Genomic DNA, 25,925 nt, shown 5'->3' with positions numbered 1-25,925 from the left:
GCATTATATCCTGAACACCTGGGCATGTGCTACTTCATTGATCAATTTAACATTATCCTTATTGACAGCTCCGCACTTTATGGCGCACGAGACTGCCTTTTCGCCAAATATGTTGACATTCGATGCCTTTGATATGATATCAATGGCATCTTCCTCAGAGACGATCTCCCCTTTATAGAAATCCTCTGATATTGTAACCGTGATATTACCTTCTTTGAGGGTCCGGCCTATCAGCTCCCTGTCACACAGGGCAATGATGACATTGTCGCCGGACTTATGGATCTTCAGATACATGTGAACACTCCTTTAAACTACCTTTACATGTTCTTTATCAGGCTTAATAAGATCACCGGACCTTCTCATCCTTGATATCAGGTCCTCTGCATGCTGACGGTCTATATCCTGCTTTATGGCTTCCTCATAGACCTCTTCCAGCGGAGCCTTTCCTCCGGGATGTTTCTCGCCGACCATCTTGATGATCTCTTTTATTGTCTTTATCCTGTCCCTCTGGCTCTTACTCGTACCGGAAGCTATGACATCCACATCGAAGGCACCGGTATTGGGATCCACACCGACCTGCTTGAGGCAGGAATAGACGATACGTGTTGTCCTTTTTGCATCATCCATGTTTGCAACGTTGCTGAGTCTCAGACGTGCACTTGCTTCTGCAAGTCTTACAAGGGCTTCGAGCTGACGTGCAGTTACCGGCACAGGAGCATCCTTACCCTCACCCATCTTTCGCAGGTCCATATAGAACTTGACCAGATGATCACGTGCATCATCTTCCATCACAGGGAATATGTTCCTTCTTGAATAAGCAACATATTTCCGGAGGAAATCTGGATCAATAACAGGTTTTATGACTTCCATATGACCGTCCACCTGTTCCTGGGTGATCGTACTTGAAGGAAGGTTCTTACGCTGTTCGGAAAGTTCACCTGCATAATGGGACTTCAGAATGTGCTTCGCGATCTTAGAGTCCATATCCTCATTAGGAGTATCCAGGAGAACAAAGATCATATCGAATCTGGATATCAATGCAGGAGGCATATTGATCTGTTGTGCTATACCCTCATACCTGTCAAAACGTCCATACTTCGGGTTAGCTGCACCAAGAAGGGCACATCGTGATTTCAGGGTAGCAAGGATACCTGCCTTTGCAACACTGATGGTCTGCTGTTCCATGGCTTCGTGGAGTGCACTCTTATCCTCAGTGCTCATCTTATCCATCTCGTCAACTGCAGCGATACCCATATCCGCCATTACAAGTGCACCGGCTTCCAGTGTCCAGCGACCATCACCAAGATCATCACGGACCGCAGCAGCGGTAAGACCACTTGATGATGCACTCTTACCCGATGCGAATACACCACGTGGTGAGAGTTTTACCATATACCTGAGCAACTGACTCTTTGCAACACCCGGATCTCCCATAAAGAGCATATGAATGTCACCACGTACCCTGGAACCGTCAGGCAGGTGCTTGGCAACACCTGAGAACAATTGAAGTGAAAGTGCCTCTTTCACCTCATCATAACCATAAATAGAAGGAGCTATGGAACCAATGACCTTATTGTACACCTCAGGGTCACGGCTCAGGGCAAGGATCTGCTCCTCCTCCTCGGGAGTGATCTCAAGTTCATCGAACTCAAGGTCCGTATACTCGATAGAATTTGCATGAAGGACAAGATCATAGAACGGGGATTTTCCTTCTCTTGTGGTCCTCTGATGCGAGCGCAGAACCCCATTGATGATCACACGGTCACCAGGTTTTACGAGACCTGCAAGATCATCCTCGATATCCACATCAAGACTCTGTGGTTGTGAACCGCCTTTGAGGTTCTCCGGGGATTCCTGTATCTGGAGCTTCTGAGCATCAACGAAAACAGACTGGTTGACAACTATCTTGAAAGGACCTTTCCTGCCACAGGTCTCATTCTCACATTCCACCGGCTCAACGAACTTGATCTCGTTCTGAGGGATCATCGTCACATGCTCACAACGCATACACTGGAATGCGGCATTGATGACCTTGGGACGGACCTCTGTTGCCTTACGGATCATACCTTCGATGCCAATGAACTGAAGAAGATGCTTACTTCGAAGGTCCCTGTTAGGAATCTTGTTAGGGATCTTTATGAAACGTACCTTTGCATCGATAAGGGTCTTCTCAACAGGAAGGTCGATCTGCTGGAGTGCATTGTCCGCACTGGGCAGTACCTCATCAGGATTGAAAAGCAATTCATTGGCGATCTCCCTGTCGAATACCTCAAGGTCATAGAAATCGACTTCCAGACTGCGCTGGTCAGGATAATTATTAGCAAGCTGCAGGATACTATCCCAGTAATATTTTTTAAGGAACACTACGAACTTTTCGTCCCACTTACCTTCAGTCATATTCACACAATAATTAGTTTAGAATTTAGTTTAGAATTATTAAGTAACGTTAAGGGAATGCAACATGGATTTCAAATGATATGAACATTTCGAAACGCACCTATTAACTATCATCGGCCTGCTCATCTTCGTTTTTATTGATCCTTTGCACCTTACGGATGATACCGCGAAGCGTCTGGACCTCACGGGGAAGAAGGCATGCCCTTCCGAATATCCTCCTGAGCATGAGATCGGTCTTTTCCCTTTTGTGCTCAGGATAATCGATATCAACAAGAAGTTCAGACAGATGCTCGTACAACAACCTCATGTCGAACGGATCTGCCAGCGGAGTATCACCACTCTGGATATCGCTCAGTTCATACAGGACAACAGCGACCGCATGGGACAGGTTCATGACCGGATATACCTCTGATGTTGGTATCGTCATGATCATATCACATCTCTTGAGCTCTTCCTTTGTGAAACCATTATCCTCCCTTCCGAAGAGGATAGCAACCCTGCCATCCATTCCCTGCAGGCGTTCCTTCATCTCAGAAGGAGAATAACCCGGAACCCTCAGGTGAAGATCGAACCTTGATCCTGCTATTCCGGTAGTACCTATGATAATACTGCAATCATCTATGGCTTCCTCAAGGGATGAGACCTTCCTGGCACTTTCCAGCAGGTCCCTTGCATGAGAGGACATGGCCCTTGCCTCGCCCTCAAGCTTACAGGGATTCACAAGTACAAGGTCCTGAAAACCGAAATTCTTCATAGCTCTTGTAACAGAGCCTACATTCCCCTGATAAAGAGGTTCAACGAGTACTATTCTGATGTCCATTTGATGATACTACCGATCGCTCATTTTGTTTTTTGTCTCCTAAAGTATGTGACGGAATATAAGTTTAATCAGACCTCATGATGGTATCAGTGGGATTTTGGCATAACAATAAGCCTCCTGATATAGATTTTATTAATGAAAATGTTTAAATAATATCGAGACCACAATCATGCAAACCAAACCGGTTACTTATAAGTAAAATAATTTAAGCCCTTGTAATATTTATATATTCATATTAACATCAGGAGAAAAGTAAATGGCTATGGAGTATTTTGCAGGTGTGTCTGACGCCTTAAGACTTACATTTGTGCAGGTTATGATAATGGCTAACCTGTCAATTGGTATTTTCATTATAGGAATGTATATAAACTTAAAGAAGTGGGGTATGGGCTCCACTGGGTATGGAGATGCACCTTCAAAAAGCATCCTTGCCTTCCCTAAAATGCTTATGTACCAGATGAGCGAACATGCCCATGTTCACAACCAATCAGTTCTGGAAACCTTCGTTATGGACATAGTGCTCCAGAGAAGGATCCTTAGAAGGAGCCCGGTCAGATGGTTCATGCACTTCACTATTTTCGTTGGCTGGTCATCCCTTTGTATAATGTCGATCGCAATGTTCGCAGTAGAGATGATACACATGACAGGAGAAGCTATGGGCATTCACGAGTTCCCGGCCTTCTTGACACCTGTTATATTCAGAGAGATGCTCTCACTACCAAACGACATATTCAGTTACGTCCTTCTTGTTGGTATCATCATTGCAATATACAGGAGATTGTTCGTTGTCAAAGCAAGAGAAGCAACCATTGCTTATGACTCAATACTTCTCATCGGACTTACCATTATCACCATCTCAGGATTCGTTGCAGACGGTATCAGGAACGGTAACTTCTGGGGACTTGGAATGCATTACGAATATGCACCACCAGCAGCACTTTTCCACGTTGTGATCTCACTGCTGTTCTGTATCGCATACATCCCATTCAGTAAATATATCCACATGATCGCAATACCACTCGCACTCCTTGCAAACAAGGGAGGAGAATAAAATGGCAAAACGTGAACCTTCTATTAATACAGAGAACTTTACAGCAGTTCAGCTTATGGAGCTTGACTCATGCAGTCGCTGTGGCGAATGTGTGGAATGGTGCCCAACCTATGATGCATCCGGCCGTGACCCGGGACTTGCACCAAGGGATAAGATCCTCAGATGGAGAGAATACATGAACAAGTCCTACGGACTTCGTGCAAAGCTCTTCGGTCCAAAGGAGATCCCAGAAGAAGAGATCGAGCAGTTCAAGGATGACGTATACGGATGTACCACCTGTGGTATGTGTGCAACAGTCTGTGAATCAGCTATCAACACCGTCGAACTCTGGGAATCCATGCGTGCAAACCTTGTAAAGCGTGGAAACGGTCCTTTCGGTAAGCAGGGTGCTTTCCTCAAGCTCATCGGCGAGTACAAGAACCCATACATGGAAGACAATGCTAACAGGGTCAACTGGTTCCCTGAGGACATCAAGGTCGAGGACAAGGCAGAGATCCTTTACTTCGGAGGATGTACCGCAGAACTCAAGCAGAGGAAACTCGCACTTGCTACCACACGTGTACTTAACAAGCTCGGCATCAAGTTCACAATGCTCGGCGAAGATGAGATATGCTGTGGATCAGCACTTATCAGGACAGGTCAGTATTTCATCAACGACACTGCAAAGATCAACGCTCAGGCAAACATCGATAACATCAAGGCAAAGGGTGCAAAGCTGGTACTTTACGCTTGTGCAGGATGTTTCAGAGCATCACTTGTTGACTGGCCAAGACTCACAGGAAAGGAACTTCCATTCAAGGTAATGCACATCACAGAGTTCCTTCAGGGTCTCATCGAGAAAGACGAGATCAAATGGGAGAAATCCATTGACAAGAAGGTCACATACCACGACCCATGCCACCTTGGACGTCACGTAGGTTACTTTGAGCCACCAAGAGCCGTTCTTGAAGCAATTCCAGGAATCGAGTTCGTTGAGATGGAAAGGATCGAAGAGAACCAGCGTTGCTGTGGAGCTGGCGGTGGTGTGAAGGCAGGTATCCCTGACCTTGCTCTCGGTGTTGCTTCAACCCGTGTTGAAGATGCACTTGCAACCAACGCAGAACTCCTTTCAAGTGCCTGCCCATTCTGTAAGAGGAACCTCAGTGACGGAAGGGACGCCATTGGCGCAAAGGAACTTGAAGTTGAGGACGTCGTTGTCCTTACCGCTGAAGCAATGGGAATTGACCTCAGCGACGCACCAGAGTGATCCATATCACTCTTCTTTTTTCCTTTTTTAGAGCAATTTAATATACTAATTGATACAATCTACTTCTCCCATGCAAATTCCTTACGAATTATTTGGCAAGGTCTTCATAGTGCTTGCACTGGCTGCACTGATAGTACTTGGAGCAGCATTGTTACTTGGTGCATACAGTTTCAGAAAGCACAGGATATTGTTCCCTAATTTCGTCCTTTTCATACTCTATCTGTTCTACGGCCCCGCTAAATGGATATGCAGGGTGTTTGGCATCAAGGACACACTTGTTGATGAGATACTTGTAGAGGTGCGTAATGCGGTGATGCTTGAGGGATTCAAGAAGATAAAGAACGGAAGAGTGATATTTCTCCCACAGTGTCTCAGGCATCCAAATTGCAAAGCACGCTGTGACCCGGTCATTGGGTACGAATGCAAACTCTGCGGACTCTGTGACATCGGAAAGATATGTGAAGCTGCCAGCAAAAGGGATTTCCAGGTATATGTAATACCCGGAGGAAGTTTCGTCAAGAAGATAATCAAAGCTCACCGCCCGGAGAGCTGTATAGGAGTGGCATGTTACCCGGAGCTAGCAGAATCCATGCAGGGCGCATCACCTTTCATGATAGTACAGGGAGTATCCCTTTTGCAGGATGGATGTTACAATACAAGGGTAGATGTCGACGAGGTCATAAGGAAGATGGAGGAATGTGATGTATAGGACCATTGGAATTATCGTTACTTTAGTGATCCTTTTCTCCATACTTCTGGCACTCATTGCACTCACTGTCAGTCGCATCAGCCTTAGCAGGCATGTATGGCTTGCAGGGTTCTTTGCAGCCATTCTTGACTTTTTCTACATGCCCCTGAAGTACTTCTTCTATAAGTTCTCAGACCCACGCATTCTCGATAAATGGATGGTGTCCCTGAAGAACATCTCCAATAGGAACGACTTCAGAAAGACCACAAAACGCATGATAATAGCTCCTCATTGTATGCGTTCCATGGATTGTCCGGCATCTTCCAAAAAGACAGGGATACAGTGTGTAGCCTGTGGAAAATGCATCTTCACCGAACTTAAAAGGGATGCACCAAAATACGGATACGACCTTTACATTGTGACAGGATCCTCATTCGTAAAACATGTCATAAAGGAAAAGGACTATGATGCAGCTCTTTTGATCGCCTGTGACTATGAACTGAACAAGGTCATGATGGGACTAAAGGGTAAGAACCTGATCACATATGGGATTCCAATGCTCAATGACGGATGTTTCAATACAGAAGTCGAGTATGAGAAGGTAATTGAAACACTGGACATGCTTTCCAGTAAGTAAAAAATAAGAGTGTGTTGAGTGAGGAGAGTAAGCTCCCTTCTGTTGATGCAATACATTCATCCCGCCTGGCAGGATGATGCGCTCCGAAGAGCTGCATTGACGGCATTCGGCTACGCGTACATAAACTTCAGGAATGGTCTAAACAACCATCGACCCCTACTACTGACTTGCACCCACGAGGATTCGCCGTTCCATCCGCGATCCATGCGACCTCAGCCTTTCAGCATCATTGCATTAACATGGTACGGTATCGTTTCTGTGCCAGCATGCAGCGAACTGCATGAGTTGCAAAGCAACTGCCCGGGCTCTCGCCCGATACCCTTCACAGGTATTCGTGTGTTTAGAAGGTGGGGAGACTTTCCTCAGGTCAAAGACCCGGCGGCCGTCCTTCCTCTCTCAACCACTGACAGGATATTCAACTGATATATATCTTGTGATGATCGAACAGCAAGACAGTTGAATTTACATAACCCTTAAAGAGAAGATATCAGTTAGAAATACTTGGATGCACATAATAACATTTATCAATGATAGAATAAAAGCATTATAATGGCAGGTATGAAATATAATCGATACCTTATCACTGGTATCTCTTTACTTACAATATTGCTTTTGTTCCTGTTCGCCGGAGTAGTATCTGAAACCGAAAGTGAGATGCTCAGGGCTAACGGCATAGATGCATCAGAACGTGGATACGGCGCGATATTGTTGGGTATTGGTTTGCCCCTCATACTGACAATGATATACATCTTTGCCAGGAACAGGAAAGGCGAACCAATGAAGAATGAAAAATAAGATCGTTGGCCTAAAGTTTAAGTACTCCACAGCCGCAGCCACGGTTGAGAAGGTAGTCTACTTTTGAGATGATCTCATCCTGATGGAACTCGGATAGTTCATCGAACTCATCCTTGTGTTCGGTCTTCACATGTTCTATCATTCTTTCTTTTGCTTTTTTAGGATCAGCATCAATGACAATGAAGTCATCGTTAAATCCAAGATCCCTGCATCTTAGTATATGTACTATGATAAAACCTCCCTGATTAAAGTAGAAACTACTGATTTATTAATATTTGTTTTAACTGCTGAAAATAAGGGTATTATAGCGGTACCTCAAATGAAGAACGAAGCACCGATAACGATGAACAGTATACCTGCAGCAGTTGAGATGGTCCTTTTGTTCATCCTTTCCATGAGAGCCTTTCCAACATATACAGCCATGGAGGAGAGAAGGAACAATGCCAATATCACACCTATGAATACGAATATCGGTTCATACTGCGTGGCAAAGAGCGCTGATGCAAGCTGGGTCTTGTCACCCATCTCAGACACAAGAATAAGGCCAAAACCTGAAATGAACGGACTTTTAAGTTCATATGAACCGTCATCGTCATCCTCTTCCCTGTTCAGCAGAGTTGTCAGACCGAAAATAATGAACAATATGCCTGCTCCAATGCGGACATAGTCCATAGGGATCCTGTTGGCTATAAGATTGCCCAGAAGTATCGCAAGACCATCGGTAATTATGAATGCCAGCATCACACCGGCAAGAAGTGCTGAATATTTTCTTGTCTTCGTGGAAAGGACGAGTACCGCAAGCTGGGTCTTATCACCCAGCTCGGCCAGTCCTACAAGCAGGAAAGGAATAAGGATGTCAGATATCATTGGACATAGATCACCTGCTTTCTATTTAAACTATATTGCGCCGATCTTGCCTGTATAATAGAACTAAAGTAGAGAAATGATCTTCGTATTGTGATGAAAGGCCTGCAGAAAAGCATACCTATGGAAGGATTCAGGATGACCATCCCGGTTATGTTCGGATACATACCGATAGGTATAGCCTTTGGACTGTTTGCCGGTCAGTATGGTTTTCACTGGGCCTATTCCTTTATGATGGGACTGCTCATATACTCCGCTGCTACGCAGTTCATTACGATCGCGCTGGTAGTTGCAGGATCAGGTGTGACCGAGATCGTGCTTACACTGTTATTCCTGAACCTGAGACACTCATTTTTCGGACTGTCGCTTCTCAACAGGTTTGCAAATGCAGGAAAGATAAGATCATACCTGATATTTGCCCTTACGGATGAAACATACGCACTTATAACCGGGGCAAAGGTCCCCACTGGTACATCTGCATCGAGATTCTATGCCTGCATAGCAGGTCTTAACCATGCATACTGGCTCATAGGTTCAGTGATCGGCGCTTTGCTTGGCCAGTTCATTGAGATGAACCTGACCGGGCTGGAGTTTGCACTTACTGCCCTTTTTGTCGTACTGAGCATTGAGCAGTATCGCAATTCAGGGACCAGGTTCCCATTTATTGCGGCCCTGACCGCCGGCCTGCTCTCCATGGTATTTGCAGGAAGCCAGAACATGCTGCTGATCTCGATAATTACAGGAACCTTCCTTTTATTGATATATGATGAGGTGCAGAAGAATGACATCTGAGAATCTACTTCCGGTTATCCTGATCGCTGCAACCATCACTGCCTTTACAAGAGCATTGCCTTTTCTGTTCTTCAGGGAAAGAAAGCAACCTCAATTCCTGAAAGTGATAGAAAGGGATTTCCCACCTATGATAATGGTGTTGCTTGTGATATATTGCCTGAAAGATATTACATGGGAGATAGCACCTTACGGGCTGCCTGAGATCCTTTGTATCCTGATAGTCGCAATACTACATATCTGGAAAGGGAACGCCCTGCTAAGCATTTTCACCGGGACGATCACCTACATGTATCTTATACAATCTGGTATCCTTGCAGGTATTTTCCCATAGTATCATGTAGAACATTAATAGAGAACAGTATTGGGATAATACAAAAAACAAATTTAAGAGGACTTTGGTCAGTCCTCAACATCCAGTGCCTGGATTATGTCATGAACGGTAAGCTCACCTCTGGCAACCCTGAGTACCATAGGATAAATGAAAGAACAATCATCCATTGAATTCCAGCGTTTCTCCCCGACGGTCCTGATGACCTCATCCATTACTTTTCCGCACTCATTACAATACTTCGTTTCACTTTCAATACCACAAACAAGACAGTTCATGAATTTACCTCCACATTTGTTTTCCACAGGGTTGAATCTATGGTTATTTAAACTGTTTGTGTTGATAGTATATAGTCTTTGAGTTTTGAAAGACACAGGCATGTATCACAAAAGCCTGCCAATAGAAGACATCTTTACGATATCTTTTAGTACATTAGCATGAGAACATCAAATAGGTAATCCAAAGGGGTAATGATGGTGATAACGAACAATATCGAGAGAATTCATTTTGACAGCATGAATACATGCAACCTGTGCATGATGGAATTGGAGAATGTCTACGAGACACTTGTCCTTTCACAGGAAGAGATCGATCTGCTCGACATGCCGAAGCGTTCATTCACAGTTCATTTCCCGGTTCGTATGGATTCGGGAGAAACAAAGATGTTCATTGGTCACCGGGTCCAGTACAATGATGCCCGTGGACCTACAAAAGGAGGGATCAGATATCATCCCAGAATTGAACTGGAAGGTCTTAAGAACCTGGCTTTTCTGATGGCTATCAAATGTGCCCTTGTGAACATACCCTTTGGAGGAGCAAAGGGCGGTATCATCGTTGATACGAAAAAGATAAGCAGGGGAGAACTTGAACGCATAACAAGAGCCTATATCCGTGAGATATCGGACATCATGGGACCTTTTAAGGATATACCTGCGCCGGATGCCTACACCGATGAGAATGTCATGGTCTGGATACTGGATGAGTTCGAAAGGATAAAAGGCAGGCATGTTCCCGCAATAGTCACCGGTAAACCGATCGAACTGGGTGGCAGTCAGGTAAGGAACATCTCCACGGCACTTGGGGGGGTCTATGTGCTTGAAGAAGCCCTGCAGACCATTGAACATGATATAGATTCACCCTGTGTGGCCATTCAGGGATTCGGAAATGTTGGAAAGAATGCTGCAAAGATCCTTCATGAAAAAGGATACCGCATATGCGCCATCAGTGATTCCAGTGGCGGTATCAGTAATGTGAACGGCATTGACATTCCAAAGCTCATCGAGCACAAAAGACGTACCGGTTCTGTACTTGACTTCCCCGATACGACGCAAATAACCAACGAGGAACTCCTGGTCTCTGATTGTGACATCCTTATACCTGCCGCACTCTCAAAACAGATAGATAAAGATAATTCAGCAGATATTAAGGCAAAGATAGTATTGGAACTTGCAAACGCACCTACCACCCTTGAGGCAAGCAGATTCCTGACAGATATGGATGTCCTGGTCATACCTGACATCCTGGCAAATGCAGGTGGAGTTGTGGTGAGTTATTTCGAATGGATCCAGAACCTTAACCAGGATTACTGGAAAGAGGAAAAGGTGCTGGAAAGGCTCAAATATACAATGACCACTGCCTTTGCAAATACCCATAGGATCTGTACGGATGAGAAATGCAGCATGAGAAAGGCTGCTCTGCAATTCGCCATCAGGAGCATACTACATGCTGAGAGGTTGAGAGGGAATCTGTAAGTTATAGAATGTCGATTAAGATCTATACACGGAACTTTGCTTTTAGTTCTGATGAACTATAAGGTCCCCCGAAATGTGCAATATAGACCCTTTCAGGTCTATAGCTCACAACTTTCTGGATGCTCTTCTTTAGCGCACTTCGGTCATCGGCCCAGAATGGGAAATTCGGTTTATTCGAAAGTAACGACGGAACTATCAGATCACCTACGATAGCATCACCATTCTCGAGAATGACGGAAACCGAACCGGGTGTATGGCCAGGTGTGTGGATAACTTCCCCTTTTATTCCATAATCACTAAGATCAAAAGTACTGCCAATGATGATATCGGGTTCAACTGGGGGGAATTTATTCATTTTCTCTCGTTCAAAGAACGGTTTCATTATTCTTCCAACAAACCTTATCGAATTCAATTCTCCCTGTGTTCCATTACGTAGTTTATCTGCATCAAGACGGTGTATCAGAACCTTTGCACCTGTTCTTTCACGCAAGGCAGAAGCACTTCCTGCATGGTCGGGATGAGCATGTGTCAGAACAATGAGACTAACTTCTTCAGGCGCAATGTCCAACTCATCAAGTTTTCCAATAATTGTATCCTCGCTTTCCGGAAAACCTGAATCTACCAAAATGATCCCTTCCCCTTTCACGAGGAAAGCAGTAGTCATTTTCAGCGGTACTGGAATGACAGATGTTGATCCGACCATGAAAAACCTCCCAATTACAATATAGCATAGGATCTATTATATTTTTGGTGGAGTCCTATATTTATTGATATGGAGCTAATTAGATAACATAGTACCTGAACAACGTTCAAGACGAAATGTTAATAATACAATCAACCATTATTCGCGGCATACATGATAGTTAACACAATTCACATTTACCAGAGGTAAAAACGTGTCAGATGATCTTTTTAATATCAAGGTAGGAGATGTCTCTTTCAGGAATCCCATTGCACTTGCTCCAATGGGCGGAGTGACCGATAGTAGCTTTGCTAACGAGAAAGCAAAGGATGCAGGACTTGTGATACTCGGAGGATATAACCTCGACGAAGCAACACAGAAAGCCGCATCTGAGATAGTTGCAAGGGGCAGGGAAGAGTTCGAGTCCGATGAACCATTGAAACTTATCGAAAGCGAGATAAAGGCTGTCAACGACGGACCTGTCGTAGCTGTCAATGTCAGGAGCACAACGGTGGAACCGCTCATCGAAGCTGCAAAGGTCGTCAGGGAAGCAGGTGCTATCCTTGAGATAGATGCACATTGCAGACAGAAGGAAATGACAGATATCGGTACAGGACAGGCATTGCTAACCGACCTTACAAAGCTCTGTGACTGGATAAAACAGATAAAGGAAACAGGAGTCACGCTCTCTGTGAAAGTACGTGCCAATGTCGTCGATGATATCGAGATGGTGCAGCAAATTGAAAGTGCTGGTGCGGACATACTTCACCTTGACGCCATGAAGGAAGGTGCAGGTGCAGACCTTAAGCTCATAAAGGATGTTCGTGACTCCACAAGGATGTTCCTCATCTGCAACAACTCCGTGACTGACTTTGAGACTGCAAAGGACATGTTCTCAAGGGGTGCTGAAATGGTCTCCGTTGCAAGAGGAGTTCTTGAAAATGAAGGACTTATCACCAGTCTTGTGAATATGATATCAACACAGCAAAGGGATGTTGGATGGTATAATGCTCCAAAGCATGTGTGCAGAGGAGAAGGTGACCTCAGGGGACTTGCTTTCTGCTGCCTGCCTGTAAAACCATGTCCTGTACATAATGTGATCGATAAGCTTGGATACAGCGCTCAGGAATTTGCTGACATCAAGATGGAATTTGTAAAGGGAACCATGCTTGAATACGGCGATAGCACATGTTTCGGAAGCCTTGCATGGTGCTGCAAGATATCAAAGCCATGTTATCTCAGGGACGGGGTACTGGAGACACTCGGAGTATCAGATGCCGAGTATATGAACCTCAAGAAGGAACTTGCAGACTACATTCTGGACCATGCTAAAAAGCCGGTCAACGCTAAAAAATAGCCGGTAACTGACCACAAATAAGACTGACAAAGATGAAGGATGCACTTTATACAATAGAAAGAGGGCACTATCCTCTTTCATCCTATGTAGCACGCTGTGCCCAGCTTGCCATGTGCCTGGAAGTATCGGCCTATCCCAAACCGGGGAATATCGACAGGCATGATGACTACGAGGACACACGTTACGAGCATTTTCTCAGCTCGGCCACCGCAGTCTATCCGGTTATAGAGGAAGCATCATCCAGCACAAAAGGTGTTGGCAGGCTCATCAGGAATGCTGTCACTGAAAGTGTGAGCTGGCAAAGGGGTGGGAATACACATTTCGGTGCATTCATCCTGCTAGTCCCGCTTGCAATGGCCTGCGGAGAGATATTCGAGGAAGATGAGAGCTTCACCATCCAGCAGTTGATAGAGGCTGCACACAGGATGGTCAGGGATACTGACACAAAGGATTCAGTGAACTTTTACAGTTGCTTCGATGCAGCGGGTGTGAAGGTCAATCCCGTTGACGAGTTCGACCTTCAGGACAATGAAGCGATCAATGAGCTCAACGAGAAGAATATGACCCTTTACAGACTCATGGATATCGCCAGAGGATACGACATCATAGCCAACGAGTGGGTCACCGGTTTCAAGAGATGTGCAGAATGCGCGGAGATCATAATCGATGGTATGAACGGGGTGCTTGCCCCGAAGGTAGAAGCAGATATCAATAAAGTCACGGTCTATGCTTTCCTCAAGATACTTTCAGAGAATGAGGATACGTTCATCAGCACAAAGACCGATAACGATACCGCATTGTATGTATCCGGGAAGGCAAAGGCAATAGTAGAAAAGATATATAGTAGCAATGATAACTTTAATACTATATTACCTATGATAGATGAACTGGACAAAGAGCTTCTTGAGAAGAGGATCAATCCGGGATCCACGGCTGATATAGTCATCGCCGGCCTGTTCATCTCATTGCTTGCAGGAGTACGATTCTAATGCTCAATAAAATCGACCTTGATGATCTTGGTATCTATGAAGGCATCTCTGAGACCATCGTGACAACCACCCATGGATGGACAGCTAATGCCGCTCCCATGGGAATCATCAGGAAAAAGGACAAGCTCTTCCTGCGCCTGTTCAAGGATTCCACCACTTATAACAACGTACTATCCGAGAAGAGAGTGGTTGCAAATATCACATGGGACCCCATTATATTTGTCGATTCTACTTTTGGGGACCTTGATGACTCCGACTTCGAGACTGTCCATTGTAACGGAATGAGTTTTGCCGCACTCAAAGAAGCACAATGCTGGGTGGCTTTTGAATGCACCAACACGAAACTCACCTCAGAGGCACTGATAGCAGAACTGGTACCTGTAATGAGCCGTGTGAACGGATGCATACTCAGGGCTCCCAACCGTGGTCTTTTCGGGGTCATCGAAGCATGCATACATGCCACCAGATACAAACTCACAGGCGATGAGAAGTACCTCAGGCTGATAAAGGCATATGGGGATATCGTGGAGAAGTGTGGCGGAGATGAAGAGAAAGAAGCTATGGAACTGCTTTACAACTATCTCTGATACCCTGATGAAAAGGATATTAATAAGAAAAGAACTATTCTCTCCCTATGACAAAAACGATAGCATGGGGAATTACCGGAGCAGGACATTTCCTTACTTCCAGTTTTGGAATATTCAAACAGATAAAAGATGAATATGATGTCAGAGTGAACACTTTCCTCTCCAGTGCAGCCGAAGAGGTTGTCAGGATGTACGGTCTGGAGGATGAACTGGAAAAGATATCATGTGGTGAATATCTGGAAGAGGTCTTCCTTGAGACACAACAGGGAAAGAGCTGGCCAAAGACAGGGCGTTTCCTGCTTGACAAATATGACGCACTTATCGTGACCCCTGCCACTTCCAACACCGTATCGAAGATCGCACATGGTACTGCGGATTCACTTGTCAGCAATGCAGTTGCACAGGCAGTGAAAGGAGGAGTACCGGTCTATGTCGTACCTGTTGACATAGCAGGTGTCGTTATATCTGAACTTCCATTTGGTATCGCAAGGGAACTCTGTCAGAAATGTGACCCGTGTCCTCCGAGGGACAATTGCCCCAACGATGCGATCACAGACCAGATCGATCTGCTCAAATGTAACGGATGCGGGATATGCAAGGAACTTTGCGATTTCAATGCCATCAAGGGCGGACCTGTGGAACTGAAAGTAAGGGATATCGATGCAAGGAATGTTGATATCATCAAGGAGCTTGAAGGAATAACAGTACTTGAAAAGCCTGAGGATATATCGGATATCCTGAAGGACATCCTGTAACTTCACAATCCTATTCTTTTATCTTATCTTTTTATCTCATTCCAAGACGTCTGCCAAGTTTGTTCAGGTGTCCTATGAACATCTGTTTGACAACAAATGAGACAGGGGTCTTTCCTCCCCCTGGAGCTGTCTTTCCTTTTCTGATAGCATCAAGGACTGCTTCAACCGTCCTTTCATCGGCATCTATCTCCGTATATGAACGGCCCACCATTTCTGCCTCATGGGAATCGCTGCCACCGACCATGGGAAAACCAAGTTCTCCGGCTGCCTCTCTGGCCCTGTTGTTAGGACCATTGGTCACGCAGCGGGAGTTGAGAACCTCTATTGCATCGGCATCCAGACCTTCTATGTAGCCTATCCCATGTGATGTGATCTTGAAAGGATGGGGGATGATCACCAAAGCACCCTGCTGGCGTGCTCTTTTGATAGTCTCCTCTGGGCTCAGGCCCGGTTCTATTGCGTCACGTACACCAAGGACCAGGATATGACCTTTTGACGAACTTACCTCTACACCGGGAATGACGATAAGATCTGAATTCAACTCCTTAGCCCTTTCAGAGCAGGCGAAACCGCCTTCTATCCTGTCGTGATCGCATATGGCAAAGCCGTCCAGGCCGTTCCTTGCAGCATGTTCGAGGATGTCATCAAGACTGGCATTGCTATCCTTTGAATAACAGGAGTGGACGTGAAGATCGAACTTCATGCAAATACCATAGTCCTGAGAGTTAATAAAGATATTTTAGAACAGCTTTAATAGGTGGTATGCGAACGGGCAATAGAATTTTGGTGGTTGGGTGGTTGGATAGGATTGGTGGTACATTAGAGAAGTTAGTCCCGTTCGCAAACATACTAACGACTTTATAGCATATATATATATCGGGCGATATAAAATTATTTAGCCACTCCGGAAAAGTAGGCTCAGAATAATGTTTTCACAGCTGACCGGGCTTTGTTTATAATCTCATCCCTGGCTTCAAAGTCTATTGATATGCCTTCTTCATAATTGACACTGTGGACGATACCTTCATCAAATATCCACGCCACGAGGGACATACCCTCTTCTGACATAGGGAATGAGAGGGTGATGCGTTCCCACTCAGGAAGCAGGTCATGAATACCGGCCTTTAGTTCATCGAAACCCAGATGTGACCTCGCTGATACGGCTACAGGGTTCGGTGCCAGATAACCAAGACCTGACATACGTTCCTGAAGTTCCTCTTCGGATATCATATCCTTTTTATTGAAAACGGTCACAATACCGACATCCTGCAACTGGTCCCACATTGTCTCATGACATACGAGAAGTTTCTTGCGTATCAGATCAAGTGGCTCTGATGAATCCACAACAAGGAGGACTACATCTGCGAGGAAGATCTCATCAAGGGTAGACCTGAAAGCATCCACCATCCAGTGAGGAAGGTCCTCTATGAAACCTACGGTATCCGTGAGGAGGACATCACGTCCCTGTACATTCAGTGAACGGGTGGTCGGGAGCAATGTCGTGAAAAGCATATCCTTTGATTCCACGGTCTCTTCCACAAGTGAATTGAAAAGGGTACTTTTTCCCGCATTTGTATATCCTGCAAGTGCAACAAGGGAGAAACCCCGGGAATGCCTGTGAGCCCTTAGGGACTCATTGTCCTTCTGTATAGTCTCAAGTTCTTTCCTGATACGGATCATCCGGTTCTTGACATCCTGCGCATAGGAGTCCTCATATCCACCAAGTCCCATAAAACCCGGTCTTTCGTCCTTCTTTAGCAGGGATATGACAGCCCTTGCACGTGGAAGCTCATACTCGAGCCTTGCAAGTTCCACCTGCAGTTTTGAACGGTGTGTGGTTGCCCTTGTGGCGAATATCTCAAGGATCAACTGGAACTTGTCTATGGTCTCGCAACGGCAGATCTCCGAGATGTTATAGATCTGCATGGTTGTGAGAGGATTATGGAATATGACCTTATCCGGTCTGAGTTCTGCCACCATCTGTGCCAGTTCCTCAACCTTACCCCTGCCAAGATGGTATTTCCTGTCAGGATGTCTGGTCTGTGTCAGCTCGGCGATGATCCCATAACCTGCAGCTCCGGCAAGTTCTCTGAGCTCTTTCATCTGAAGTTCGTTCTTAGCGTCCTCAGACCTCGGGTCATTCCTCTTTACCAGAATCGCACGCATTATAGATATCCCCTGATCATTATGTGGTTTTACTTTTATCCCTGATCTCACTGGATACCCAGCTCTTTGAGAAGTAGCTTCCTTGAGCTAAGCGACACATGATGAGCTATCTCGATACATCTTCTCTCACTCAGTGATTCCTGATATTTGAGTTCATGGGAGAACATACTATCAATTAACCATTGGGGCTTATTGTAGAAATCACCTGCCTCCGTGACAATGGTACCATCGAACTTCAGCTCGGAAACAGTATCCTCCACCATCCTGACAACATCCTGGACATCCGGAGCCGATCTGCTTTTGAATGACCTTATAGCTATCTGGTTGACCTTCTCCACATGGTCCGCAGTGACAGAAGCAGCCACAGCAGCGCATACCATCAGGTATTCATCATTTACCCTGTGCCGGCCAGAAATATCAACTGCTATGATATCGAACATCTGCTAAAGCAAAGACATGGATATTATATAAGTTTGAGCAGTTCGTTCCCTGATGACATAGCAACTACATCTTTATCCTGCCAATATCGACATACTCGACGCCGCTGGAATATCCCACTGCATAGAGCATCTGTTTCCTGACGCTGTTGGCAAGCCTCACGGCCCTTGACATCACAGGAAGGAAGAACTCATGATCCTGTGGTATTGCATGGATAAGATATGCAGAGTGGGGAAGTTTTTTGATGGAGCGGACCTCATCGTATACCCTGAAATGAGTACCGAACTTGAAACCGGTCTTTGGAACGAAGCCCCTGCTGCGAAGGTCCACATATGCACTGTACTTGAGCATGAAATCCGGTTCGATGGATGAAGCCATCTCAGAGAACTGTGCCAGGTCGACAATTGCGTTCTCTGAACCTTCCTTTATCTCTATAACCCCCTGCTCCAGCAGGTAGGCTGATTCCACAAGGGACAACTGCAGTCTTTCATTATCAAGAGGTTTACCGTAGAAACCATTCTCATGGAGCAGATGTGATGTTTTCTCGTCCCAGATAAGCACACGGTCCTCAAGCATGGTGGCAGGAATTGTACCACCATCGGGAAGAGATGTATCCATCTTACCCTTTATATCAGCCTTTTTGACCTCATAATATGTGAGGTCGCTTTCCTCGTCAACGATTGCCAGCACCATCTGCTTGCGAACGTTCAGCGCAGCATTGTACTGTGATATAAGGTCCTTAAGGAGCATGGGTACACGCTCGGACCTCACGTAAACGAACATCTTTGCCTGACTCTTACCAGGATGACCTCCCCTCGGATACACCCGGAAATCCGTCACACTAGGCTGGACGTAGTAACCTCTTTCACGAAGGTCCTTGTAAACGATATATTTCAGCTCGAAGAACTGCTGTCTTCTGGATGCTTCTGTGAAGAACTCCTCAAAACCCAGGGTCCTGTCATCCAGCGTGATCTCAAGCCTGTTCTTGTAAAGCAGATATGCAGCCTCAACAAGCGTGAGTTCAAGAACATCGCCTTTTGGACGACCATAGTAGCCGGTATTGTACAGCTCATTGATAGCCTGTTTACCCGACTTAACCCTATCTTTGACAAGTTTTCCGATCAAAAAATTCACCTGAATTGAATAAGAATGTAATACAAATGTGTATGGATTCAAATATGGGACTACCTATTTAACCATGATGGAGTGAAAGATAGGGAACAGTAAAGGAAAAAGACAACAGAATAAATGTTCCAGTTAGAAAATAAAAGGAAGATGAGTATCAACTCTTCTTCCTGTGGACCATACAGTAGCCTGCAAGCAGGAATGCAAGCATCGAGACAACACCTTCGAATGCAGGAGTGCTCTTTGAAGCTGTCTCCTCTTGATAATCATCTGACACTGCCTCTTCATTGACAGAACCTGTTGATACCGAGTCATCGCCCGAATCCAGAGCTTTCCTCTTAGAATCCCCCACTATTGCAAACGGAGAGAATCCCGGCGTCCTTGCTTCAAAGTGAAGATATCCATCATCCTCATCTACCAGTTCCGTGTCAAGCTCTTCCCATTCTCCATCAGAATAATGCAGAAGCCTTACGCTACCTTCATCAATCTCATTCTCTGCAAGCCATTCCTTACTGACCTTGAAACCTATGACACAATCCTCTATGTTCTCAGAGAAACCTGATTTTCCGACCCATATGTTGAGATTGCGATATACGGTTCCCTCTGGTTCCTTATCCACAAGAGCAGAGGTATCATGCAGACACTCCACAGTTGTAGAGATCTTACCCCAGTTTCGGGAAGCTGTGAACCGGATGTATTCCAATTCGTTGTCCTCATCCGTAAAGTCATAGGATGTGACAGAGTCTTTTGTAACGAACTCGGACCTTACGTCCTTGAATGCGATGTTCTCGTAGAGTTCGCCTGTGGCACCTCCACCACCGCCTCCTCCGCCACCACCAGAGCTTGTGGATGTTGAAGTAGTAGGTGAAACGGGATTTACCAGGATATTTTCTGAGTTCTCATCGGACCAGTCACCATTGTCATCCTTGACCTTGAAGTAAATTGTGTGATTGCCTACTGAAAGATCAGAAGATGTGAAACTTAACTCTGTGCTTAACTGGCCATCGATATTCGAGCGCCAGTTGTAGGCAACTATGGAGCCATCTTGATCGGTTCCGTTTCCATAGAAGCTTACTTCTGAGCCAAACATTGTTTTGTTTGTTGAAAGAAGCAATGAAGAGACAGATGGTACATAATTGCTTAGGGTTCCAGTTGGCTGGTATTCTCTATAAGGGTAGAAGCGCAATGAATCACTGTCAGCAATTCTTAGTTTGATACCTTCAGCAAGTTCTATCTCGTACCCTTTTCCTATAGAAATACTTCTAAAATTAAACATATGGATATTATCTTCTGCGATAAAATCGACTACAAATTCTCCAAATCGGTCTCCTGTATTTATTGCAAGATAACTTTCAGAATCTACCATCCAGAGTCCATTCAGGATTATATAGCTGTCCGTTTTTTCGGAAATTATTTCTTTAATATTTGTGCGGAAAACAATGATATTTTTCTGAGAAACTATATCTTCCTGATATTCAAGAGTAAACTCTCCAGCAAAAGCATCTATCTTTTCACTATACTGTAGTTCTCCGTTCTTGAATATGCTAATAACCGCAGTATCATTGCCTTCAATATCATTTACGATTAATTCAAAGCCTTCTGGAAGTTCAAGCGGTGAGCCTATTTTCAAAGTATATTGTGAATCAGAATCGATTATCAGTTTTGCTAATTCATCCGGTCTACTGTCTGTAAGGGACACATATTCTTCCCCGAAAATGCCTATCATAGGATATGTTTCATTATAATGGATGTTGTTTTCAGGAGTGAAATTTGCAGTATATCCTTTTTGAACAAGTGTGGAGTAATAAGTGATTCCTTCTTCTTCGATAGAGCTATTTGAAATATAGTTTATATTGAGTTGCTCTGTTCCGACGTTTTCTTCAAAGTCATATACAAAGCCGGCAAAGTCCTTGAAATTCCAAGACAATTCATCATTCCATATAATTGGTCCGGTAGCCACCGTACCCCTAAGTTCATATTCCTCAGTAGGGTAAATATCCTTTTTAAGATAGAAATTGTAATCACTTGAATTTGAAAGTTTTATTGATAAATCCAGTGCTATGGTTGTGTCTTCTCCTTTTTTCAGAATGATGTCATCATGGTTATTGGACATAGTTATTATATTATTGTCCAAGAGATCGACATCCAGTTCGCTGAACCGGTCTCCCTGATCAATTTCAAGCAGGTTATCTTCATTACTGTCAATCAACCACATTCCTTGTGTAACTGCAAGAGCATCGACTTGTCCCTGGAATACGTCACTTACAAGTAGTCTGTAGATAAGTACATGAGACTCGTTTCCAAGGTCAGAATAATATTCCCATATTGCTAATCCATCACTTACATCTATTACTTCATCTTCAACGAACTCTCCGTTTCGGGATAGTTCCAACCAGACCTTATCTTCTTCAACTTTAATTTGCTTTGCTGTAAGCGCATAGCCATTTGCAAGTTCAAGAGATGAATTTGTTCTTAATGTATATTTATTATCAGTGTCAACCAGTAATTTTGCAAACTTGCATGTTTTACTATTTTCTATTTCAGTAATTGGGACATAAGGATCACCCAGGATTCCTATTACTTGATATGTGTCATTTAATCCATATTTGCTATTTCCATAATCTGCTTTGTACATGACCTGTTGGACAGAAGTGGAATACTTTAGTCCATATTTTCCAATCTTTAAGTCTCCGTTTTCTGCAGATGTCATATTCTCTATAAAAATCATTTCAGTTGACAGGTTTCTGTCCATATCACAATAAAAACCTGCAAAGTTGGAAGCATTGATTTCTATGAAAGTATTGTTGTCATTAAGTGCTACTATATCATTTTTGTCATATACAGGGCTTCTAATTTCGATATTTCCTGTATGGGTAATATCAACTGAAGTTGTTGGTTTTATAATTCCCCAGTCCCAGTTTATAACATCTGTTCCATTTTCATTTGATACAAAAGCAGTAATGTCATAATCACCTGATGCATAAGCATTCGGATAATAGGATGCATCTGTTACTGAGTAATTGATCTGTTGATAATCCCCATCTAAATACCATACCACATCAGAAGGATAATCCAGGCTTATATTAATTGTAGGATTCTCATTTTGGTAACTTCTTATTCTGGTTTCATAAGAATCAATATTTGCTGCTGTATTTTCGAGTATTGTCTTTTCAACTATTGGATAGTAATGAAGTGTACTATTATCTGCAACTTCCAATTTCAAACTATTGTAAATATCAAATCTCTTTCCTGATAATAGATTGATAGAATTCCAATTTGAGAAAGTGATAGAATTGTCAGAAATATCAGTTACTTCCATCATATCATCTTCATCTGAAATCTCAAAATCCAATATATCATCAAAGTCTAAAATCCAGATCCCATCAATTATAAATTGTTTCGAAAACGGCCCCTCTCTCTTTTTAATATGCAATTCCATAACTCTGACATCGTCTACACCAGCAATGTCATCTTCCCATTTCCATATAGCATCCTGGGATACCGGGTCAAAAGTAACAGTGTTATTAATGGAGGTTCTGCCATATATGCAGTTGCCTTTTATAAAATAAACATAAAAATCATCTTTTTCTTCATCGTAGGAATAATGAACACCATAACCATCCTTAAAATCAATATCACCACTTCCAGTCACAACATATTCTTTATTTGTGTCAAGAAGCAGTTTTCCAAGTTTTGCCGGATTTCCCTGTTCTAAAGGTATGTATTTTTCTCCTAGTATACCTACAACTTCATATTGCTCTCCGTCAGAATTTAATTCATCACATGAGAAATTACTTTTCTGAATAGTTGTTGTATATGTGAGGTTTCCTGGGTGGATTATTCGCTCAGTACTCGTCAAAGGTTGTGTTACTTCAAGTGTTTCAGAAGATATGGCATTGTCAATATCATAGAATAGACCAGCAAAATCCAAATAATCCCATGATTCTGGGCCTGTTGCAACGGCACCTGGGATGTCATGTTGAGTTGATTGGTCGTATGTTTTAATCAGACAGAAACGCAGTGCATCTGAATCAGCAACTTTAAAGTTAAGGTCATTGGCAACATTTATAGTACTATCTTTTTCAAGAATTATGTTATTCAAATTGTTCATTCTGATTGAATTATTATCAACCAGTTGAACTTCCATTTCATTGAAAGTAGATCCAGCTTCTACATCTATGGGATTTTCAAAATCAATTAACCATATTCCTTCTACAACAACAAATTCGTCGACCTGTTCCACGAATAGATCCGTAACAAGTAATCTAAAAACAATGACATCCCCTTCATCCCCAATGTCCAGATCATACTCCCATGTTACAGGATCGCCGGAAAGATCAATAACTTCATCTTCTATGAACTCTCCATTTTGGGATAGTTCCATCCATACTTTATCTCCTTCAACATCAATTTGTTTTGCTGTAAGCTCGTAGCCTTCATGGAGTTCTAAGGAAGAACTTTTTCTAATCAGATGTTTATCATCGCTATCCAAAAGTAATTTTACAATTTCATCTGGATTTTCATCTGAGAGAGAAACATATCTGTCACCAAAGAATCCTATTGATGGATATGTGGTAGGATGTGTTGATCCATACGCCTCTTCATTACCAAAGTCTGCTTCGTAATTTACCTGAAGAATTTCAGTTTTGTAGTTGATAATTCCTTCTTCAATTGTCCTGCCATCTGCTGAATGGCTGAAATTAGTTGAATTACATATCCTAAATGATTCACTGCCTGTATTTGTATCCAGATCGTAATTAAAGGCTTTAAAATTGGATGAGTTTATTTCAATTGCATAATGTCCGCTTCCAATATGTATGGCATTCTCGTTAAAAATAGAGTTGAGATCACTGCCATTATAAACCTGACTTCTGATATATGCCTCATCATCATTTTCAACCGTCAAGTGACTTATGACTTCTGCTGACCACTCATCTTCATTGTCTTTTACTTTGTAATAGATAGTGTGATTTCCCGGTGACAATGTATTTGTGCTGAAGTAAGCATCATCGCTCAGTTCTCCATCTATACTGGATCTCCAGCCATATTCCTGAATGTATCCATCATAATCGATACCAATTCCTGCAAAGTGAACTAACTCACCAGTCTTTACATAACCCGGTGAAATTGAGAATATTGAAGCTTCTGGAAGCAGATTTTGATACGAATAAAGAGGTAATTCATCTACATTGTATTGATCGATAGAATACGATTCATCACATATCCCGTCATCATTTAGATCCACATGTGTCTGACTGAAATCCGTACCTGAAGGATTGGTCCAGCAATTTCCACCAAGATATGGGCCACCTGCAATATTTTCACCCGGTGTTAGTGTTATATTCCAGATGTTGGTATTGTTGTAGTACTGGTAGAAATTATCTGTGTTATTGAAGTAATTGTCATAAATAGTGTTTCCTGATGAACTATATCCAAAGTGCATTCCACGAATGTAACTGTTTTCAACAACATTGCTTACTATTATGTTTCCTGTGTTATCCCTATTAAGAAATAGACCAAGCCCACCATATACACCAGGAGCAGTGCTTGTTGATGACTGATCATACTCAGAAATTGAGAATTCATTCAGCATTTTTTGGCTGCTATCTGCAAAAAGATATACATCGAATTCTTTGTTCTCATTTGATGAGATAGGTTCCATACTTGCTGAAATTAAAGTACTTGATCCAAGAGGTTCAAAATAATAAGTATTGCTAATATTATTGTTCATTATGGAATTGTCATGTGAATACTGATGGAAGTATATCCCATATGCCCCATCACTTTCGAGTGTATTATCCGAGAGAACATTATTACATGAACTTACCAGATCAAAACCAATGAAATTGCCTGATGAATAAGTCGAACGAACAGAATTGTCATCACTTTCAAAAAGACAGAGACCTATAAAGTTGTTTGAAAGCAGGGTATTGTTAACAACCTCATTATTATCAGAGTTGTTCAGGTATATTCCATATTTGTTTGAGCTAACTATATTGTTCTCTATCAAACATCCAGAGGACTCATAGAGGAATATAGCCTTTGACGCATTGGCACCAGTTACAGTAAAGCCATTAACTACTACATTATCTGAATTTATGGTTATCAGTTTCTCAGTGAGATCAAAAGGCTGAATCACCGTATCTGCAGGATTCCCTGACTCCGAAAAGATAGAAACCGACCTATCCACCAGCAGATTCTCAGTATAGTTTCCCGGCATGACAACAATTGAATCTCCAGATGACGCATTGTCGATTGCAGCCTGAATAGACATATGATCACCAGTACCGTTCCAGTCAACTTTCATGGTTTCAGCCATTGCATTTCCTGCAAAGAGTACTAACAAGAAAGTCACTAACATTAAAAATATCGTTTTTTGACAATAAGATTTCAAGAAAGTCCACCCACTCGAAGTATGTTTTTTTGATATTTAAACATAATTAATTTATACTGATGT

24 protein-coding genes and 1 other RNA gene are annotated in these 25,925 nt (G+C 43.3%); 12 read left to right on the top strand and 13 right to left on the bottom strand.

Annotation, left to right across the window (positions count from 1 at the left end; translation table 11 throughout):
* Positions 1–3 precede the first annotated feature (3 nt).
* The 3 genes from V7O63_RS06665 to V7O63_RS06655 form a co-directional block, all read right to left on the bottom strand.
* Positions 4–294 (bottom strand): DUF424 family protein, encoded by a 291-nt coding sequence (locus V7O63_RS06665; protein WP_340820722.1) that lies wholly within the window; start codon positions 292–294, stop codon positions 4–6.
* A gap of 12 nt (positions 295–306) precedes the next feature.
* Positions 307–2,397: a minichromosome maintenance protein MCM gene (locus tag V7O63_RS06660; protein ID WP_340820721.1), complete on the bottom strand. Its 2,091-nt coding sequence runs from the start codon at positions 2,395–2,397 to the stop codon at positions 307–309.
* Positions 2,398–2,500: 103 nt separating this feature from the next.
* The gene (locus tag V7O63_RS06655) at positions 2,501–3,217 is read right to left on the bottom strand and encodes an RNA methyltransferase (RefSeq protein ID WP_340820720.1); all 717 of its coding nucleotides are present in this window, start codon (positions 3,215–3,217) and stop codon (positions 2,501–2,503) included.
* 256 nt (positions 3,218–3,473) lie between these two features.
* On the opposite strand from V7O63_RS06655, the gene V7O63_RS06650 reads away from it, so the two are divergent.
* The 4 genes from V7O63_RS06650 (at position 3,474) to V7O63_RS06635 (ending at position 6,839) form a co-directional block, all read left to right on the top strand.
* Positions 3,474–4,268: a disulfide reductase gene (locus V7O63_RS06650; RefSeq protein ID WP_340820719.1), complete on the top strand. Its 795-nt coding sequence runs from the start codon at positions 3,474–3,476 to the stop codon at positions 4,266–4,268.
* A gap of 1 nt (position 4,269) precedes the next feature.
* Positions 4,270–5,514, top strand: coding sequence for a (Fe-S)-binding protein (locus V7O63_RS06645; RefSeq protein ID WP_340820718.1), 1,245 nt, complete (start codon positions 4,270–4,272; stop codon positions 5,512–5,514).
* Positions 5,515–5,584: 70 nt separating this feature from the next.
* The gene (locus tag V7O63_RS06640; RefSeq protein ID WP_340820717.1) at positions 5,585–6,223 is read left to right on the top strand and encodes a DUF116 domain-containing protein; all 639 of its coding nucleotides are present in this window, start codon (positions 5,585–5,587) and stop codon (positions 6,221–6,223) included.
* Positions 6,216–6,839, top strand: coding sequence for a DUF116 domain-containing protein (locus V7O63_RS06635; RefSeq protein ID WP_340820716.1), 624 nt, complete (start codon positions 6,216–6,218; stop codon positions 6,837–6,839). The genes V7O63_RS06640 and V7O63_RS06635 overlap by 8 nt, the downstream gene beginning before the upstream one ends.
* A 16-nt stretch (positions 6,840–6,855) precedes the next feature.
* Here the strand turns inward: V7O63_RS06635 and rnpB are convergent.
* An RNA gene (gene rnpB / locus V7O63_RS06630) (RNase P RNA component) lies at positions 6,856–7,237 on the bottom strand.
* 151 nt (positions 7,238–7,388) lie between these two features.
* On the opposite strand from rnpB, the gene V7O63_RS06625 reads away from it, so the two are divergent.
* Complete coding sequence (locus V7O63_RS06625; protein WP_340820715.1) at positions 7,389–7,634, top strand: hypothetical protein; 246 nt, start codon at positions 7,389–7,391, stop codon at positions 7,632–7,634.
* A 10-nt stretch (positions 7,635–7,644) separates the two neighbouring features.
* On the opposite strand, the gene V7O63_RS06620 is transcribed toward V7O63_RS06625, so the two are convergent.
* Together V7O63_RS06620 and V7O63_RS06615 are read right to left on the bottom strand one after the other, a co-directional pair.
* Positions 7,645–7,776: a hypothetical protein gene (locus V7O63_RS06620; protein ID WP_340820714.1), complete on the bottom strand. Its 132-nt coding sequence runs from the start codon at positions 7,774–7,776 to the stop codon at positions 7,645–7,647.
* Between the two features lie 173 nt (positions 7,777–7,949).
* A complete protein-coding gene (locus V7O63_RS06615; RefSeq protein ID WP_340820713.1) occupies positions 7,950–8,501 on the bottom strand; it encodes a TMEM165/GDT1 family protein in 552 nt (183 codons plus the stop codon).
* Positions 8,502–8,594: 93 nt separating this feature from the next.
* Here V7O63_RS06615 and V7O63_RS06610 point away from each other — a divergent pair, with 93 nt between their 5' ends.
* Together V7O63_RS06610 and V7O63_RS06605 are read left to right on the top strand one after the other, a co-directional pair.
* A complete protein-coding gene (locus V7O63_RS06610) occupies positions 8,595–9,290 on the top strand; it encodes an AzlC family ABC transporter permease (protein ID WP_340820712.1) in 696 nt (231 codons plus the stop codon).
* Complete coding sequence (locus V7O63_RS06605; RefSeq protein WP_340820711.1) at positions 9,280–9,621, top strand: branched-chain amino acid transporter permease; 342 nt, start codon at positions 9,280–9,282, stop codon at positions 9,619–9,621. The genes V7O63_RS06610 and V7O63_RS06605 overlap by 11 nt, the downstream gene beginning before the upstream one ends.
* A 68-nt stretch (positions 9,622–9,689) precedes the next feature.
* Here V7O63_RS06605 and V7O63_RS06600 read toward each other — a convergent pair whose 3' ends face one another.
* Positions 9,690–9,896 carry a hypothetical protein gene (locus V7O63_RS06600; RefSeq protein WP_340820710.1) on the bottom strand — a complete coding sequence of 69 codons (207 nt, stop codon included), beginning with the start codon at positions 9,894–9,896 and terminating at the stop codon, positions 9,690–9,692.
* 195 nt (positions 9,897–10,091) lie between these two features.
* Between V7O63_RS06600 and V7O63_RS06595 the strand changes: the two genes are divergently transcribed.
* Positions 10,092–11,369 (top strand): Glu/Leu/Phe/Val dehydrogenase, encoded by a 1,278-nt coding sequence (locus tag V7O63_RS06595; protein WP_340820709.1) that lies wholly within the window; start codon positions 10,092–10,094, stop codon positions 11,367–11,369.
* Between the two features lie 22 nt (positions 11,370–11,391).
* Here V7O63_RS06595 and V7O63_RS06590 read toward each other — a convergent pair whose 3' ends face one another.
* Complete coding sequence (locus V7O63_RS06590; RefSeq protein WP_340820708.1) at positions 11,392–12,072, bottom strand: MBL fold metallo-hydrolase; 681 nt, start codon at positions 12,070–12,072, stop codon at positions 11,392–11,394.
* 193 nt (positions 12,073–12,265) lie between these two features.
* Here V7O63_RS06590 and V7O63_RS06585 point away from each other — a divergent pair, with 193 nt between their 5' ends.
* Genes V7O63_RS06585 through V7O63_RS06570 form a run of 4 tightly spaced genes read left to right on the top strand, consistent with a single transcriptional unit; the run spans position 12,266 to position 15,739 of the window.
* Positions 12,266–13,408: a methanogenesis marker 9 domain-containing protein gene (locus V7O63_RS06585; RefSeq protein ID WP_340820707.1), complete on the top strand. Its 1,143-nt coding sequence runs from the start codon at positions 12,266–12,268 to the stop codon at positions 13,406–13,408.
* A gap of 32 nt (positions 13,409–13,440) precedes the next feature.
* Complete coding sequence (locus tag V7O63_RS06580) at positions 13,441–14,397, top strand: triphosphoribosyl-dephospho-CoA synthase (RefSeq protein WP_340820706.1); 957 nt, start codon at positions 13,441–13,443, stop codon at positions 14,395–14,397.
* Entirely contained in the window at positions 14,397–14,984 is a 588-nt protein-coding gene (locus V7O63_RS06575) for a DUF447 domain-containing protein (RefSeq protein ID WP_340820705.1), read from the top strand. The genes V7O63_RS06580 and V7O63_RS06575 overlap by 1 nt, the downstream gene beginning before the upstream one ends.
* A gap of 47 nt (positions 14,985–15,031) precedes the next feature.
* The gene (locus V7O63_RS06570; RefSeq protein ID WP_340820704.1) at positions 15,032–15,739 is read left to right on the top strand and encodes a dihydromethanopterin reductase (acceptor); all 708 of its coding nucleotides are present in this window, start codon (positions 15,032–15,034) and stop codon (positions 15,737–15,739) included.
* A gap of 31 nt (positions 15,740–15,770) precedes the next feature.
* Here the strand turns inward: V7O63_RS06570 and V7O63_RS06565 are convergent, their stop codons facing one another.
* The 5 genes from V7O63_RS06565 to V7O63_RS06545 form a co-directional block, all read right to left on the bottom strand.
* Complete coding sequence (locus V7O63_RS06565; protein ID WP_340820703.1) at positions 15,771–16,442, bottom strand: PHP domain-containing protein; 672 nt, start codon at positions 16,440–16,442, stop codon at positions 15,771–15,773.
* Between the two features lie 215 nt (positions 16,443–16,657).
* Positions 16,658–17,908, bottom strand: coding sequence for a GTPase HflX (gene hflX, locus V7O63_RS06560; protein WP_340820813.1), 1,251 nt, complete (start codon positions 17,906–17,908; stop codon positions 16,658–16,660).
* A gap of 44 nt (positions 17,909–17,952) precedes the next feature.
* Positions 17,953–18,345 carry a DUF2209 domain-containing protein gene (locus V7O63_RS06555; RefSeq protein ID WP_340820702.1) on the bottom strand — a complete coding sequence of 131 codons (393 nt, stop codon included), beginning with the start codon at positions 18,343–18,345 and terminating at the stop codon, positions 17,953–17,955.
* 64 nt (positions 18,346–18,409) lie between these two features.
* Positions 18,410–19,468, bottom strand: a complete 1,059-nt coding sequence (gene endA, locus V7O63_RS06550; RefSeq protein ID WP_340820701.1) for a tRNA-intron lyase — start codon at positions 19,466–19,468, stop codon at positions 18,410–18,412.
* A 157-nt stretch (positions 19,469–19,625) separates the two neighbouring features.
* Positions 19,626–25,787 (bottom strand): S-layer protein domain-containing protein, encoded by a 6,162-nt coding sequence (locus V7O63_RS06545; RefSeq protein ID WP_340820700.1) that lies wholly within the window; start codon positions 25,785–25,787, stop codon positions 19,626–19,628.
* Positions 25,788–25,925: the final 138 nt, after the last annotated feature.

Source organism: Methanolobus sp. WCC4, from assembly GCF_038022665.1.
Lineage (GTDB): Archaea > Halobacteriota > Methanosarcinia > Methanosarcinales > Methanosarcinaceae > Methanolobus.
Note: the sequence above shows the minus strand (reverse complement) of the source record. Positions and strands in the feature narration are given on the sequence as shown.

What these genes read in the sequence shown, in the direction of transcription:
- V7O63_RS06660 (WP_340820721.1), bottom strand. Translation starts at nt 2,397, where the DNA reads ATGACTGAAGGTAAGTGGGACGAAAAGTTCGTAGTGTTCCTTAAAAAA.
- V7O63_RS06575 (WP_340820705.1), top strand. Translation starts at nt 14,397, where the DNA reads ATGCTCAATAAAATCGACCTTGATGATCTTGGTATCTATGAAGGCATC.
- V7O63_RS06605 (WP_340820711.1), top strand. Translation starts at nt 9,280, where the DNA reads ATGACATCTGAGAATCTACTTCCGGTTATCCTGATCGCTGCAACCATC.
- V7O63_RS06625 (WP_340820715.1), top strand. Translation starts at nt 7,389, where the DNA reads ATGGCAGGTATGAAATATAATCGATACCTTATCACTGGTATCTCTTTA.
- V7O63_RS06590 (WP_340820708.1), bottom strand. Translation starts at nt 12,072, where the DNA reads ATGGTCGGATCAACATCTGTCATTCCAGTACCGCTGAAAATGACTACT.
- V7O63_RS06565 (WP_340820703.1), bottom strand. Translation starts at nt 16,442, where the DNA reads ATGAAGTTCGATCTTCACGTCCACTCCTGTTATTCAAAGGATAGCAAT.
- V7O63_RS06650 (WP_340820719.1), top strand. Translation starts at nt 3,474, where the DNA reads ATGGCTATGGAGTATTTTGCAGGTGTGTCTGACGCCTTAAGACTTACA.
- V7O63_RS06635 (WP_340820716.1), top strand. Translation starts at nt 6,216, where the DNA reads ATGTATAGGACCATTGGAATTATCGTTACTTTAGTGATCCTTTTCTCC.
- V7O63_RS06555 (WP_340820702.1), bottom strand. Translation starts at nt 18,345, where the DNA reads ATGTTCGATATCATAGCAGTTGATATTTCTGGCCGGCACAGGGTAAAT.
- V7O63_RS06615 (WP_340820713.1), bottom strand. Translation starts at nt 8,501, where the DNA reads ATGATATCTGACATCCTTATTCCTTTCCTGCTTGTAGGACTGGCCGAG.
- V7O63_RS06600 (WP_340820710.1), bottom strand. Translation starts at nt 9,896, where the DNA reads ATGAACTGTCTTGTTTGTGGTATTGAAAGTGAAACGAAGTATTGTAAT.
- V7O63_RS06645 (WP_340820718.1), top strand. Translation starts at nt 4,270, where the DNA reads ATGGCAAAACGTGAACCTTCTATTAATACAGAGAACTTTACAGCAGTT.
- V7O63_RS06545 (WP_340820700.1), bottom strand. Translation starts at nt 25,787, where the DNA reads ATGGCTGAAACCATGAAAGTTGACTGGAACGGTACTGGTGATCATATG.
- V7O63_RS06570 (WP_340820704.1), top strand. Translation starts at nt 15,032, where the DNA reads ATGACAAAAACGATAGCATGGGGAATTACCGGAGCAGGACATTTCCTT.
- V7O63_RS06655 (WP_340820720.1), bottom strand. Translation starts at nt 3,217, where the DNA reads ATGGACATCAGAATAGTACTCGTTGAACCTCTTTATCAGGGGAATGTA.
- V7O63_RS06640 (WP_340820717.1), top strand. Translation starts at nt 5,585, where the DNA reads ATGCAAATTCCTTACGAATTATTTGGCAAGGTCTTCATAGTGCTTGCA.
- V7O63_RS06610 (WP_340820712.1), top strand. Translation starts at nt 8,595, where the DNA reads ATGAAAGGCCTGCAGAAAAGCATACCTATGGAAGGATTCAGGATGACC.
- V7O63_RS06580 (WP_340820706.1), top strand. Translation starts at nt 13,441, where the DNA reads ATGAAGGATGCACTTTATACAATAGAAAGAGGGCACTATCCTCTTTCA.
- V7O63_RS06620 (WP_340820714.1), bottom strand. Translation starts at nt 7,776, where the DNA reads ATGATAGAACATGTGAAGACCGAACACAAGGATGAGTTCGATGAACTA.
- V7O63_RS06665 (WP_340820722.1), bottom strand. Translation starts at nt 294, where the DNA reads ATGTATCTGAAGATCCATAAGTCCGGCGACAATGTCATCATTGCCCTG.
- V7O63_RS06595 (WP_340820709.1), top strand. Translation starts at nt 10,092, where the DNA reads ATGGTGATAACGAACAATATCGAGAGAATTCATTTTGACAGCATGAAT.